Source organism: Gammaproteobacteria bacterium (assembly GCA_016200485.1).
Lineage (GTDB): Bacteria > Pseudomonadota > Gammaproteobacteria > Tenderiales > Tenderiaceae > JACQEP01.
In genome coordinates this window covers 26,975-42,106 of the sequence record JACQEP010000021.1, presented here as the reverse complement: position 1 = coordinate 42,106, position 15,132 = coordinate 26,975, and the positions used below count along the sequence as shown (strand labels likewise).

Annotated in this window: 9 protein-coding genes; 3 read left to right on the top strand and 6 right to left on the bottom strand. The window is 52.0% G+C overall.

What is annotated here, in order from left to right; translation table 11 throughout:
• Positions 1-4 precede the first annotated feature (4 nt).
• The 3 genes from clpB to HY272_13065 form a co-directional block, all read right to left on the bottom strand.
• Complete coding sequence (gene clpB / locus HY272_13075; GenBank protein ID MBI3773617.1) at positions 5-2,599, bottom strand: ATP-dependent chaperone ClpB; 2,595 nt, start codon at positions 2,597-2,599, stop codon at positions 5-7.
• A gap of 257 nt (positions 2,600-2,856) precedes the next feature.
• Entirely contained in the window at positions 2,857-4,629 is a 1,773-nt protein-coding gene (locus tag HY272_13070) for a hypothetical protein (GenBank protein MBI3773616.1), read from the bottom strand.
• A gap of 108 nt (positions 4,630-4,737) precedes the next feature.
• Positions 4,738-5,550 carry a hypothetical protein gene (locus HY272_13065; protein ID MBI3773615.1) on the bottom strand — a complete coding sequence of 271 codons (813 nt, stop codon included), beginning with the start codon at positions 5,548-5,550 and terminating at the stop codon, positions 4,738-4,740.
• Positions 5,551-6,193: 643 nt separating this feature from the next.
• On the opposite strand from HY272_13065, the gene HY272_13060 reads away from it, so the two are divergent.
• Positions 6,194-7,078 (top strand): hypothetical protein, encoded by an 885-nt coding sequence (locus tag HY272_13060; protein ID MBI3773614.1) that lies wholly within the window; start codon positions 6,194-6,196, stop codon positions 7,076-7,078.
• Between the two features lie 68 nt (positions 7,079-7,146).
• Here HY272_13060 and HY272_13055 read toward each other — a convergent pair whose 3' ends face one another.
• Positions 7,147-9,861, bottom strand: coding sequence for a hypothetical protein (locus HY272_13055; GenBank protein MBI3773613.1), 2,715 nt, complete (start codon positions 9,859-9,861; stop codon positions 7,147-7,149).
• Positions 9,862-10,265: 404 nt separating this feature from the next.
• On the opposite strand from HY272_13055, the gene HY272_13050 reads away from it, so the two are divergent.
• Positions 10,266-12,539, top strand: a complete 2,274-nt coding sequence (locus tag HY272_13050; protein ID MBI3773612.1) for a hypothetical protein — start codon at positions 10,266-10,268, stop codon at positions 12,537-12,539.
• A 47-nt stretch (positions 12,540-12,586) separates the two neighbouring features.
• Here the strand turns inward: HY272_13050 and wrbA are convergent, their stop codons facing one another.
• Entirely contained in the window at positions 12,587-13,174 is a 588-nt protein-coding gene (wrbA, locus tag HY272_13045; GenBank protein MBI3773611.1) for an NAD(P)H:quinone oxidoreductase, read from the bottom strand.
• 137 nt (positions 13,175-13,311) lie between these two features.
• The gene (locus HY272_13040) at positions 13,312-14,709 is read right to left on the bottom strand and encodes an aspartate ammonia-lyase (GenBank protein ID MBI3773610.1); all 1,398 of its coding nucleotides are present in this window, start codon (positions 14,707-14,709) and stop codon (positions 13,312-13,314) included.
• A 127-nt stretch (positions 14,710-14,836) separates the two neighbouring features.
• Between HY272_13040 and HY272_13035 the strand changes: the two genes are divergently transcribed.
• Positions 14,837-15,106 (top strand): acylphosphatase, encoded by a 270-nt coding sequence (locus HY272_13035; GenBank protein MBI3773609.1) that lies wholly within the window; start codon positions 14,837-14,839, stop codon positions 15,104-15,106.
• The last annotated feature ends 26 nt before the right edge of the window (positions 15,107-15,132 follow it).

Genomic DNA, 15,132 nt, shown 5'->3' with positions numbered 1-15,132 from the left:
GCCATCACCCTTGCCTTTGAGATTTCCCCCGCCCAAACATCAACCGCTCACCCTCCAGCGCCACCATCACAATATCCCCCGGATGGAACTTACCCGCGAGTATCTCCTGTGCCAGCGGATTTTCCAGCATCTGCTGAATCGCCCGCTTCAGCGGTCGCGCGCCATACACTGGATCAAACCCCGCCTCACCCAGCTTGTCGAGCGCAGCCTCGCTCACCTGCAAATCCATATCTCGATCCTGCAACCGGCGGCGCAGGTAACTCATCTGGATATTGGCGATGCGGCGGATTTGATCTTTTTGTAATGGATGGAAAACTACTACGTCATCGATGCGATTGATGAATTCCGGCCGGAACTGCTGACCGACAATCTCCATCACCGCCTTTTTCATCTGATCATACTGTTCTTCAGTTGCCATCTCCTGAATCACATGCGATCCTAAATTAGAAGTCATCACGATTACAGTATTGCGGAAATCGACTGTCCGGCCCTGGCCATCGGTCAAACGGCCGTCGTCCAGCACCTGCAACAAGACATTAAACACATCCGGATGCGCCTTTTCGACTTCATCGAGCAGAATCACCGAATACGGTTTACGTCGCACGGCCTCGGTGAGATAACCGCCCTCTTCATAACCAACATACCCCGGGGGCGCACCGATCAGCCGCGCCACGGAATGTTTCTCCATGAACTCCGACATATCGATGCGCACCATCGCTTCTTCCGTGTCAAACAAAAACGCGGCCAATGCCTTGGTCAACTCAGTTTTACCAACACCTGTCGGCCCAAGGAACAGAAACGAACCATTGGGTCGATTAGGATCGGAGAGCCCGGCCCGCGAACGGCGTATCGCATTGGAAACGGCCTTCACCGCCTCACTCTGGCCGATGACGCGCTTTTGCAATTCATCTTCCATGCGCAACAATTTTTCACGCTCGCCTTCGAGCATCTTGCTTACCGGAATCCCGGTCCACTTCGAGACGACTTCGGCGATCTCTTCATCCGTCACTCGTGAACGCAGCAATTTAGTTTCATGCATCTCAGCTTGAGCAGCGAGATCAAGTTGTTTCTGTAATTCTGGAATCTTGCCGTATTGTAATTCCGACATACGCGCCAGATCACCGCCGCGGCGTGCCGTTTCAAGCTCGATGCGTGCCTGGTCCAATTTTTCCTTGATATGCTGCGTACCTTGCAGCGCGGCTTTTTCGGACTTCCAAACCTCATTTAGATCGGAAAACTCGCGATCGAGACGGTTGATCTCAGACTGCAAATGCTCCAACCGTTTACGCGAGGCCTCATCAGTTTCTTTTTTCATCGCCTCGCGCTCGATTTTGAGCTGGATCAAGCGCCGTTCGAGCTTGTCCATTTCTTCCGGCTTGGAATCGATTTCCATGCGGATACGGCTTGCGGCTTCGTCCACCAGATCAATCGCCTTGTCCGGCAATTGGCGATCGGCAATATAGCGATGAGACAGCGTTGCGGCAGCGACAATCGCCGGATCGGTAATTTCAACTCCGTGATGCACTTCATATTTTTGTTTCAAACCACGCAAAATGGCGATCGTATCCTCGACGCTGGGTTCATTAACCAACACCTTCTGGAAGCGCCGCTCCAGCGCCGCGTCTTTTTCAAGATATCCACGATATTCATCGAGCGTGGTCGCACCGATACAATGCAGCTCGCCACGCGCCAGGGCGGGTTTCAACATATTGCCGGCATCCATCGCACCTTCGGCCTTGCCGGCACCGACGATGGTATGCAATTCGTCAATGAAAAGGATAATCTGGCCCTCCTGCTGCGCCAGATCCTTTAATACCGCCTTCAAACGCTCTTCAAACTCGCCACGAAACTTGGCACCGGCAATCAATGAACCCATATCCAGACTCAGCAAGCGTTTACCTTTGATACCTTCCGGCACTTCACCATTCACAATACGTTGCGCCAAGCATTCGACAATCGCGGTTTTACCGACACCTGGTTCACCGATCAGCACCGGATTGTTCTTGGTGCGGCGTTGCAATACCTGAATCGTGCGCCGGATCTCATCATCACGGCCGATCACCGGGTCGAGCTTGCCCTTCTCGGCGCGCGCGGTCAGATCAATCGTGTATTTTTCCAATGCTTGACGACTTTCTTCCGCATTCGGATCATCCACCTTTTGCCCGCCACGCATTTTTTCGATTGCCTTTTCGATGGCGCCGGTGCTCGCCACCGCCTTGCGGATGATCTCGCCGATTTGATTCTGCTCGGTCACACAGGCCAGCACAAACAACTCGCTGGAAATGTATTGATCCTTGCGTTGCTGCGCCAGCTTGTCGGTCTGATTGAGGATGCGGATCAGGTCATTACCAAGCCGGATATCGCCCGCCGTCCCGGTCACCTGCGGCAAACGATCCAGCGCCTCGCCCAGCGCCGAGCGCAGGGCATTGACGTTGACGTCCGCCAGCACCAGCAAGCGCCGCGCCGTCCCCCCCTCCTGGTCCAGCAGGGCCATCAGCACATGTAGCGGCTCGATCAGCTGGTGGTCGCGGCCCACGGCCAGGCTCTGGGCATCGGCCAGCGCCGTCTGAAACTTGGTGGTCAATTTATCCATTCGCATCAATCAGTTCCTCAATTCCAGGTAACCCGCATCTAAGCCATTAGATAGGGATAGACCTACATAATTCAAGTCTCAGACTATATCTATTTAGAAATCAGGAGTAGTCGTGTCAACAGCTGGCACGCATATATGCATAACAAACTGCCGAGAACGATGACTTTCTACGACAATGCAGTTCAAAGAAGTATCAGAGGTTCACTAGACAAAAAAAGGGGCGCATCGCTGCGCCCCTAGGGTTTTACCAGATGAAACTACTATTACACCTCATCACCCTCGGAATATTTCACATCTGCCGGTGGAATGGTGGTGCTCATGCCATGATCGGTAAAGGTCGGCAACAGTGGACTGCCTACGCCCACATTCAGAACGCTGCCCTGTGTCACATCGGGGAAGCTCTTGCCTGCCGCAGGTGAATTAACCTCGGCCAGGAAAATGCTTACTTGCAACGGCTTGATGTAGTAGACCACACCATTGCTGTCGGTCACCTGTGTCCCCGCCGGGATGTTGATGATCTTCTGCGACAGCGCAGTCGTCATCGTCCAGCCACCTTTTTGCAGATCCTGGTAGAGATCAGGCAGACCGTGCATCCAGCCATCGAATTGCAAAGCCAGGCTCTTGGTTGCCGCCGGAGTCTGATAGCTATAGCTGTAAGACTTGGCCACCAGACTGATCGGATCGGAAAGCAACATATAGTCGCCACTGCCATCATTCTTCTTCAGATACTGCTGCGAACCCCAGCCGCCATTGGCTGAATACTCCCAGTTGAACTGCACGGGACGGGTGCCACCGGTGGGAACACCAAAACCATCGACGGTCACTACATTGCCACTCGCATCCAGTGGCGCATCCCCAACATTGAATGCCTGCAAGCCCCACTGACCGGAGGTGTAGACATCTGCTGTGGTTTCCACCGTATTGGTGGCTGGATCATCCGCCGCATAGACCAGTTTCAGGTAATTAGCGCTCGCGCTGTTGGTCTCAAGCTTCAGCGCCAGTCCCGGCTGCCACGGTGTACCCAAATGGTGAGTCCCTGTGGGTAGGAAGGTGAGCACATTCACCGGATTGACAGTGGATTGCAGCTCCAGTTGTACCTCATAAGAGGCCGCTGCATCAGCGGCCGCAATGCGGCGCACCGCATAGTTCACACCGTTGCTATTGATGTAGTACTCGCGCCCCTGCTCGGGCACGAAAGCCGTATCGCCATTGGCATCAAAAGTCGGTGTCCACGTCGTCTGATCAAAGGAAGTAAGCTTCTTCTGCACCCAGCCGGTCGCTCCGTTAGTGAAATCACCGGTGTACTGGATGTAGAGTGAGCCATTGACATCCACCCAGAGCTGGTCGCCATTGTTACCTGCATAGCGGCTGCCACCCTGTACCGTTGTAAGACCATTCTGCCCCTGTATGGCGGGATAGAAACCGGGTGTAGTGAAGTTCGCTATATTATCCGCTGCGGCCAGATAGACATAGTTTACGGCCACCTGATTGATATTATCCCAGCGGCCGATGTTGACATGCTTGCGGTTATTACCCACCAGTGAACTCCAACTAGTGAAACTGGTGAACGCCTTAGAATTCCCGGTGCTGAAATCCTTACATAAATTTGGCGTGCCAAACTGAATCCAGCCACCCTCACAGGACTCCCAAGTGCCTGCATTATTAAACAGCTCAAAGTGTTTGTTGGTGAAGGTCTCCACCACGATACCCTTGATGTCATCGGGGCTGCCTGCGACCAGTGTACGTTTAGTGAACGAACCTGCCAGCGGTGCCTGTACGGTATATGTAACTGGAATTGTGTTGGCACCGAAATCTTCACGCGTCACGACGGTATTTGGTGGCACACCGTTCGGACCCCCACCCCACAGCTGATGTCGCCCCTGCCAGGCGCCATAATAGGCGCGCTGGGTGACACCGTTGCTGTCCACATAGGAGACCGGAAAACCGAAGGATTTATGTTTCTGCACGTTGTCACCGGCGACAATGCCCGCACCGGCATCAGCATTGGCGTAGAACAGACCGTAGCGGTGTGTCATTTCCACCTCGCTCTTTCGATCCTTATAGACCGGACCGCTACCATCGTCCACCACCAGATAATCGGCATTATAGGCATAAGAGGCTGATGCCGCAGGCGGTGTACAAGGTCAGGCATGGCATTGACTGAAATCAGGATACTCCACCTTACCGTAACCGGAAGTACCAGAGCGGTACAACACTGCCCGCGAGAACCAGTTCCCTTCATTTTCGTTGATCTTCAACTCCGGCGTGCCATTGTTGTTCCTCGACGTAGCAACAAAGAACTTGGTAGCATTATTGCCAAAAGCGACATTCAGATCCCACTCACCATAAGTCAGCACTGTGCCATCGGTATCGAAGGTCGCGCCGCTATAGATCTTGAACTCGGCGCGAATAACTCTCTTCTGGCCGGGATTGTCGCTGTCATCCTCCTCGATCCACGCCTGTACTTTGTTAAGATTACCGGTAGTGCCATCGGGACGTGCGTCATTCACAATCTGGGATTTAACCACCCACGGCTCCAGCTTTTTGATGGAGATGCCATTGTCCTCCTCTTCCCAGGCCACCATCGCCTTATAGGCAACACCATTCTGATTAGCAGTATCGTTATAATGGGTCTGCGCCAGCGCCTTCATCACCTGTTCGATAATGGCGAACTGTTCCAGGGCATGCTCTTCCACATATTTGGAGGTCATCGCCTGGTTGTAATCCGACGCTGACGAAAGATCTGACGCTGCGCGATCCAACCGTCCCATCAATGATGCCGCGCGCAGTGAAGCGGCGGATGAGGTTGAAGCCGGTATCGCAGATATATCCGTCGGCAAGGTATACGCACGCGTAGTTGTGCTGCCAGAGGAACCCGAACTGCTGCCACCACCGCAACCTGTCAAAGCCAAAGCCACGCTTGCCGCCACTGCCTTAATTACCCATTGCTTATTCATTAGTTACCCCCGAATTAAAAAATCTGCTTGTAAACCAGATTAATGCGCTTCTGACTCGCGGGAGGAGCCCCGCACCTAGAGAAACTATGGGGTTATCGGCAAAGCGAAGCGGTAGAAAAAGGGGGGATGAATCAAAGTTGTGACGTAGGTCACAAATTCTTTTCAAAACCGTTGGATTCAGACACCCTCTTGCGACCCGGCAATATAGATAACTATCTATAAAATATGGATTTTTAGCTGATTATTCCGACAAAATGAAGTTATTTACTTAGCACCATTAGTTGTTATACAAAATAGCCGAATATTTACCGTTCTTCATCGACCAACCTATTTAAGGGGGAATAACGGGTTTGGAGTTTGTCTAACAAAGTTGTGAGAGGTTTTATTTATATGGCTTATCGTCAAGAACAATGGGTAAATAAATAACTGATAGGGTCAATAATTCTCCCCGGTAGATGTCGATTCCTTATCTCCACAATACCCTTTTCAATACTAGGATATAGGTGCTATAATTTATTAATAGTGCATAGGCAATTGGGGCAGACACCGCACAGCAACACAATAAAATGCGGCGGTGATCTGGTAGCGAATGCGCTTGTAGCCAACATGGTTACAATAATTCTTTATAGGGTGGGGTAATCCTATGCTAACGAAGCGCTCCTGTGTCTGGGGATTAGTGTGCGCCGTGTTTGTCATACTGTTTCCAATGACAAATGCCTGGGCCAAAACTCAATCGACCGTTGACGACCAACAACTGATCGCCGAACTCCTGGATCGATCCGGCGTCAGTGCTCAATTAAACGCCATGCCGTGGTTGGTGAAGGCACAGCTGGAACAGCAAAAATTACCCAGTACCCTGGATCAGAAAACCCTCCTCAAGCTGATCAATCATCTTAATAGCGCCTTTGATCCGCAGAACATTCAGGCCGCGCTTAGTCGCCAATTTATTCTCCACTACGATAAAGACCGCTACCGCAGCTACCTGACCGGACTCGATGCTCCCGTCATTCGCAGATTGACCCAAATGGAAATCGCAGCCGCGACCGACCCTGAGTCTAGTCGCAAGATGTCTCTTTACCTGAGTCAACTGGAACAGACGCCGGCCAGCAAAAAACGCATCGCCCTCATTCGCGCGCTGGATCAATCCAGCGATAGCAGCAATTTTGTTGCCACCACGCAGGCCAGTATTTATCGCGTTATTGCTGAAACTTTAAATTATGGCTATCAACCCGCTAATCGTCTGCGCCTGCAAGACATTGACGAGCAAACGGCCATCCGGAAACAACAATCCTTGGCAACTGCATCGCAATTTGTGATCAACAATGCGCTATATGTTTACCGTGATGCCAGCGATGAGGACCTCCAGGCCTATGTCAACTTTCATCACACTGAAGCCGCAGCATGGTTCCACTCCCTGCTGCGGCAGGCGTGGATCGGCAGCATCCGTGATGTTGGCCGCGATGTCGCCTGGAGGATTGAAAACGAAACCACGCAGGTCACCGCTGCGGATGATGATTTCCTAAGATGATAGTCTGAAGTGAGATAACACAAAGGGTGCCTAGGCGCCCTTTGTTGTTTCTCAGCTCCAGGCCTAACTTATTGAACTGGATTGCCTTCCGAGTACCTGGTCACCACATTGGCAGGCATATCACCCATCTTGTGTTCGGTGAACATCGGCACGGTACTCAAGATTGCCAGACTCGCCAGATCAATATCAGGTGCGATCTTTCCGGCATTAGCAATATCTACCAACGTCACCACATTCAGGAACACACTGACTTCCAATGGCTTGACGTAATAACTTACCGAACCATCGCTCACCTCGGTATCCGCTGGAATACTAATAATCTTGTCGGAAATAGCTGTGCTCATGGTCCAGTTATTCACTTCCAGATCACGATACAAATCCGGCAAGCCGTGCATCCAGCCATCGAATTGCAATGATAGCGGCTTGGCAACCGGAGTCCCGGCGTTATCGACTGCTGCATTAATCGGAACAGTAATTGGCACCGGGTCACTCAACAACACATAGTTGCCATTGGCATCGATCAGATATTGCTGCGCGCCCCAACCACCAGCAGCTGAATATTCCCAGTTAAACTCTACGGGCGCCCCGCTAGGAAAACCAGCGGCATTCAAGGTTAGCGCATTGCCGCTGACATCAATCGGCTGGCCGGACACATTGTACGCCCACAGCCCCCATTGCCCTTCCGCCAGAACACTACCAACATCATTAGCCGCAGTATTGGGATCATCTGTCAGATACACTAGATTCATGAACTTGCTGCTCAACGGGTCGCTATCGAAAGAAAAATGAACCTTTGGCTCCCAATGTGACGCGAAATGATGAAAATTCGGGGGAAAAATGTACTTTGGATCTGCCGACTTTATATTCCGGGGATTGGCTGTCGTCTGTAACTCGAGCTTCACCTCATTGTTTGCATTAGTCTCCGGCAATCCTGCGGCAATTTTCTTCACCACGTAATTCACACCATTGGCGTTGATGTAATACTCGCGACCCAGATCAGGCGTAAAATTGGTATTCCCCGCAGGGTCGAAAGTTGGCGTCCACGTCTGCTGATCGAAGCTAAGCAATTTCTTTTGCTTCCATGCCTGGGCGACACTGTTAAATTCAATATAAATCGAACCACCGATATCTATCATCAATTGATCACCGTTGGCCGGTGTATAAATACCGCCGGTGGTTGCCTGCCAGCCGCCATTCAGTGATGCCAGCGCAGGATAAAAACCAGCAACGGTGTAACCAATACCCCCGGGATCGGCGGCAAGATAAACATACGGTTGCATCGTACCCGCATTATTCCGCATGATATTCACCATCTTGCGGTCATTGGCACCCACCTGCAATAACGCAAAATCACTAAACGCAACGAGCGCGGGTGTGCCCCCGTTAAAATCCTTGCACACTGGAGCACCGCCACCACTGTAATCCCACCAGCCGGGACATGTCTCCCATGCCGCTCCGTTGTACTTCAGCTCCAGATGTTTGTTCATCCAGATCTCAAACGGAATATTTTGAATATCCGCCAACGTGCCCGTGACGTAAGCACGTCTGGTCAAGGTACCCGTAAACGTCGGCGAAACTGTATAAGTCATAGGCGTGGCATTGGCACCGAAATCTTGCCGGGTGACCGTAGTGCCAGCCTGGATACCACTTTGACCACCCCACAACTGATGACGCCCCTGCCAAGCACCGTAATAACCAAATTGCGTTCCATTGGCATCTATATAGGTCACGGGGAATCCAAACTGTTTGTGGCGTTCCACACTATCCCCTGCGGCAATGTTGTTAGCAGCATCCGCAGCTTTATAAAACAATCCATAACGGCGCGTCATTTTGACCTTGCTGGCACGGTCTTTATAGACCACTGCATTGAGTCCATCCTTTACCGCGAGATAATCCTTGTTATAGGAATATTTGGCAATCCTTGTCGTTGGCGTCGACCCGCAGGGACCATTACACACCGGATATTCGACTTGGCCGAATCCCGCCGCGCCAGCTCGATACAAAATAGCCCTCATCGGCCACTCACCTGTCATATGCATCTTCAGCAGGCTGATACCACCTTGTTTACGTGATGAAGCGGCGAAATAATCCGTACCCGCGTCATTAAACTTGGCATTGATATCCCACTCGCCATAGTCCACCACCTCACCCGCCGCATTAAAAGTAGCCGCGCTGTAAATCTTGAACTCCACTTTAGTCAAACGTGTCTTGCCAGGGTTTCTCGGATCTTCTTCGGTAATCCACACCAGAATACGGTTGATATCGATCAGATTACCATTCGGGCTTGTCCCAACGATCAACCGTGAGTCGGTAACCCAGGGCTCCAGTTTCTTGATGTCGCGCCCGCCTTGTCCCTGCTCCTCCCATGCCACCATCGCCTTGTACGGGCCTTGATTGATATTGGCGGGATCAGAATAATTGGTCTGGGCCAAAGACTTCATGATGGTTTCGATGATGCTGAACTGCTCGAGCGTTCGCTCTTCGATGGATTGCGCGGTCGTCGCCTTATTGTAGTCAGAATCAGTAGTTCCTACAGTCAACGCGCGCAACTGAGAAAACAGATTACGGCTACTCCTTAGCGAAGCAGCAGTTGCCGTCGCATCGGCGGGAACGGCTGATATCTCGGATGGCAAGGTGAAACCGCGCGTCAGCGACGACAACACCTCACCTGAACTATTCAACGAACCGGTCGCCGACGAACCCGTCGAGCTGCTATTACCCCCGCCACACCCCGCCAGAACCATGGTCACAGCCACCATCTTTAATGGCCATTGCTTATTCATCTTGATTAACCCCGAGCCATAAACAAATGGTAAATAACGCCCCCTCGAAAAGATTCGAATCTAGGGCAACTAGGGGGTTATCGGTCTAACTAACCATTAATCTAAGGGCTGGCCCTTAAAAAACTCTGATTTCAATACCGTTCCTTCACAAACTTGAGGCCCTGAGGTAAACTCTGAATACTTATAAATTGGGTAACTCATTATAAAACCAGTAATTTTATAGGACTCTCTTGACAATACAGGGGTATTTGTATAACATTAACAACAGTTTGTTATACAAATTGATGTGTGCGCTTAACACCCTTTGCTTTACTCCCTAGAGGGAAACGGAGGGGTTAGGTCTTGTCTAATTGGTAAGGCAGTGGTCTTATGTGTCTTACCATTAAGAGGCGACGGGTATAGAGATGACAGCATCGATTCACACTCCCGCCCGCTGGGCGCGGTACTTGGTTTTCTTGTCGGCTGCAATTGGCGTAAACATCCTTGCCCCCCAGGCAGCATATGCTGCATCGTTTACCGTCAACATCTTTAGCGACTCGATAGACGCAGATTTAAACAACGCAGCCTGCGCTGATAACAACGGAAATTGCTCGTTACGCGCCGCTATTCAGCAGGCGAACGCCACCCCCGGCAAAGATACCATTACTCTTCCCTTGGGAACGATCAGTCTTAGCATTGTAGGCCGAAACGAAGATGCCGCCGCGACCGGCGACCTTGATATCACCGATAGCGTCGATATCCTCGGTAACGGTGGCAACAGCACCGGCGGCGTCAACTACACCACCATCAGCGCCGGTGTGCTTGCCACGCGCGACCGCGTATTCCATCTCGCATCCGGCAACCCAACTGTCACACTCACCGGGTTAATTATCACGAACGGTCTTACCGAAGAAAATAGTAATGCTACGATTTTCAATGGTGCAGGGGTATTAATAGACTCCGGCACCGTCACCATCAACGACTGTCGAATTCAAAACAATACCGTCACCGGGACCACTGCTGATTTTTTCACCACTCTTGGTGGTGGCATCCATGTCGGTCCGAATGGAACATTGACGCTTTCGAACAGCACTGTTAGCTCCAACACGGCACTTGCCGGTGGCGGTCTCAGCAATCAAGGCACGACCAATATCCGGTCTAATACCTTTATCACTAGCAACAGCGCTGCCAAGGGCGGTGGTGGCGGTATCGCCAATCTGGGGGGGTATCTTAATGTTGGCCAAGCCACCATCGACCACAACATCGCCAATTTAGGTGGGGGGATTTATAACGAACCTCAAAACGGCAATAACGGCACCACCAATACCATCGGCGCCGCCATCGAGTTTAATACTGCCCAGCAGATCCTGGGACAAGATCCCAACAATCCTGGTGGCGCTCAAATTGCCATCGGTGGTATTGGCGGCGGTGTTTTCAACCTCGGCCCGATGACGTTACAGCGCAGCGCCGTCAATGAAAATCAGACGAAAGATGTGAACGGTACTGCAGTCGGTTATGATGCGGGGGGAATTTACAACTCTGGTCTGGGCAACATTGATATCGCCAATGTCACCATCAGCAAGAATGTTAGCCGTGGCGGCGGCGGTATCTTTACTACCCGTAATGTCACGCTGACCAACGTGACGATCTTCAACAATAAAGCCATGCCCTGTACTCTGGGTGTCGGCAATTGTGATGCGCGTGGCGCCACGGGCGGTAACGAACTCTCGGTATACAATACCAATCCTGGCGTTGCCCCCAATAATCCGGATGTGGTCATCACCAACAGCATCCTCGCCGATGGCACCTATAGCAACAATAACCAGGTCAACGGCGCCGCTGTTGGCGTTTGTGCCGGCTCGGCCGGTTATGCCGCCTACATCGCTTCCAATGGTTACAACATTAGCGGTGACGCTAGCTGCGACTTAACCGCGGGTTCTGATCGCACCAACCTCAATAACAACACGAATCCATCGCTGCAGATAGACGAGACACTCCAAGTCAACGCCCCAGGGACGACCACCAAGACCCATCAACTCCTGGCAGGCAGTCCCGCGATCGATGCAATTCCCAGTAATGTTGCAAACCCATGCCCGCTGATCGACCAACGTAACCTCTTGCGTAATCTATGCGATATCGGCGCCTACGAATACAACGCCGGCACAGCCGCTGGAAATACTTATGTCGATCTCAAGACTACAGTGACTGACAGATATGATCCGGCTACCGTAAATCAACAAAATACCTACACCATAACGGTCACAAATTTGTATGACGCCATAGACGTCAACAACGCAATACTCACCATCAATGTACCGGCACAACTACGGCTGAATACTGTAAAACCCGCGAATTCTTGCAGTTTTGCAAACTATACTCTCACCTGTTCACTCGGCCTCATTGCTGCCCAGGATAAAAAACAGGTCTTTATAGACGTAACCCCTACTGTAGCCGGGACAATTACGGTCACGGCAATAGTTGACATCCCTGTCTCTAGTGGCCAGATAGACGCGTTCGTCGCCAACAACACCGCCAGCCAGACCACTGAAATCAAAGGCGCCGGAGATGGCAGCACGAATTTTGGCGGCACGGGCGGCGGCGGTACTATAGGTGCGTTGCTGTGGCTAGCAGTGGCGGGCTGGTCTTGGCGCCGTTTTCCACCCAACAGCATTGATACAGCAATCGGGTTGAGGACTTAAAGTAGGGGCGATTCATAAATCGCCCCTACAGCATCTGACTGGATCAATTAAGACAATTTTATTGCTACTTGAGCCAACCGCTTCCCCAACGCCCGGCACAGGCGCATTTCTTCTTCAGTAATAGATCGTTTCCCATCCACACCTGCGACATGCGTTGCGCCATAAGGCGTACCGCCGCTGGTAGTCGTGGATAAATCAGTTTCGCTATAAGACAATCCCACCACAATCATGCCGTGATGCAATAAAGGCGGCAGCATGCTGAGCAGTACACTTTCCTGGCCCCCATGCAATGTGCCGGTGGAGGTAAACACGGCCGCTGGTTTGCCAACTAATGCACCACTCAACCACAGCGGTGTCGTGTTATCGAGGAAATATTTGACCGGCGCCGCCATGTTGCCGAAATAACCGGGACTTCCCAATGCCAAGCCGACACACTCGCGCAAGTCATCCTGCGTGACATAAGGTGCACCGCTATCGGGAATGCTGTCTTCAACGGCCTCACACACTGTTGAGACTCTTGGCACAGTGCGCAACCGCGCTTGCAAGCCCGCCTCTTCCACACCACGCGCCACAAGTTGCGCCATCTTGCTAAGTGATCCATCACGGCTGTAATACAAAACTAAAATTTCACTCATATTAACCCTAGGCAAAAGAGGAAAGATAAAAGGGGAAAGGGAATGTGTGTACCGCAGGTACACGTTATAAATATTGCCGGCCTTTGGCCGGCTCATTCTCTCTTTTATCTTTTCCCTTTCCCCTTTTCCCTGATTTATTAATCTTCTTTCCCATCACGCGCCGCCTTTAAAACGATAGCATCGAACTCATCCGCGCTCATCAAGCCTTGCTCGGCGACGATATCGCGCACCGGGCGACCGCTTTTCTCCGAGGCCTTCGCCACTTCTGCGGCCTTGGCATAGCCGATGCGTGTGTTGAGCAGTGTTGCTAGCCCAACACTGGCATGAAGAAATTCGCGGCAGCGCTCTCGGTCAACCTTCAATCCCTTGAGATTAAATTCAGTCGTCGCCTTGATGGCATTGGTGAGCCAGCCCATGCTGTCAAACAGCGCCGAACCCAACGCTGGCATCATGACATTGAGTTCCAACTGCCCTGCCTGTGTCATCGTAGAAATAGCAGCATCCTGCCCGAGAATCTGGAAGCAGACTTGATTGAGCATTTCAAACATTACGGGATTGACCTTGCCGGGCATGATGCTGGATCCGGGCTGTACCGGCGGCAACATGATTTCACCAATACCAGTGCGCGGCCCCGAACACAGCAGGCGCATATCATTACTGATGCGTATCAGCTCCAGTGCTAAATCGCGAATGGCAGATGACAAACGCTGTACGTCGTGCATCGATTGCATCTGTGCCGCCATGTTCGCGGGACGAATCTTTTCACCCGTAAGTCTGGCCAATTCTGCGGCAACACGTGCCGGATAATCCGGCGAGGTATTCAAGCCTGTGCCTGCGGCGCTGCCACCAAGACCAATCTCACACAACGGATCACGGCAGTTTTCTATGTTGTTGGCGGCGCGGCGTAGTGTCCAGGCATAGGCGCCGAATTCGCGACCAATCGTGGTCGGCACCGCGTCTTGTAAATGGGTACGGCCACTCTTGACGGTATCGGCCTCGGCAACGGCAATACGGTCGTATTCATCCGCCATTTGTTGTACGGCCTGTACCAGGCGTGGCAACTTGGCCAATGCCGCGAGACGAATCGCGGTGGGGATGGTGTCGTTGGTACTTTGCCCCATGTTGACGTGATCATTGGGGTTGATGGGATCGTAAACGCCCTTTTTGCCACCCAAGGCAACGTTGGCGAGATTGGCGATCACTTCATTGCTGTTCATGTTGTGACTGGTACCGGCCCCCGCCTGAAACCGGTCGACAACGAATTGATCAAGATATTGACAAGCGAGAATTTTGTCGCAGGCTTCGACAATGGCCTTCATCCGTTTTTCATCCAGCCACTTCGGCTGATGATTGGCAACAGCGGCGGCACGTTTAATCTGGACATGGGCATAAATAAAATCGACGTCCGGGCCACGGCCACTGATGGGGAAATTATGGATAGCGCGTGCGGTCTGGCCGCCGTACCAGGCCTCGGCCGGTACCTGCACTTCACCCAGGCTGTCTTTTTCGGTCCGAAACTGTATTTTGTTACCCACAAACACCCCCGAATATAATCGTTATATATGCGCTAGGATAAAACAAAATGCCAACGGTGTCCTTTGCCTTTCTGCCGGCAACAAGGTATACCAGTATAAAGCACTTCACTCGTCCTGGAGGCTCGCTATGAAGCGCTGTGTCAGGTTTCTTGTTTCCGGCAAGGTACAAGGCGTTTGGTACCGTGCTGGCGCCCAAGAGCAAGCGCTGGCATTCGGCATCACCGGTTATGCACGCAACCTGCCGACAGGACAAGTTGAAATCCTGGCCTGTGGCGACGATGACCCGTTGACCAAATTGGAGGCCTGGCTATGGCAAGGTCCAGCCAAGGCGACAGTTTCTGAAGTAACGCGCAATGAAGTGAAATTTCGCGACTTACCTGACTTTCGCACAGGTTAGCAATCTGCAAAGAAGGGCCGTAGGGG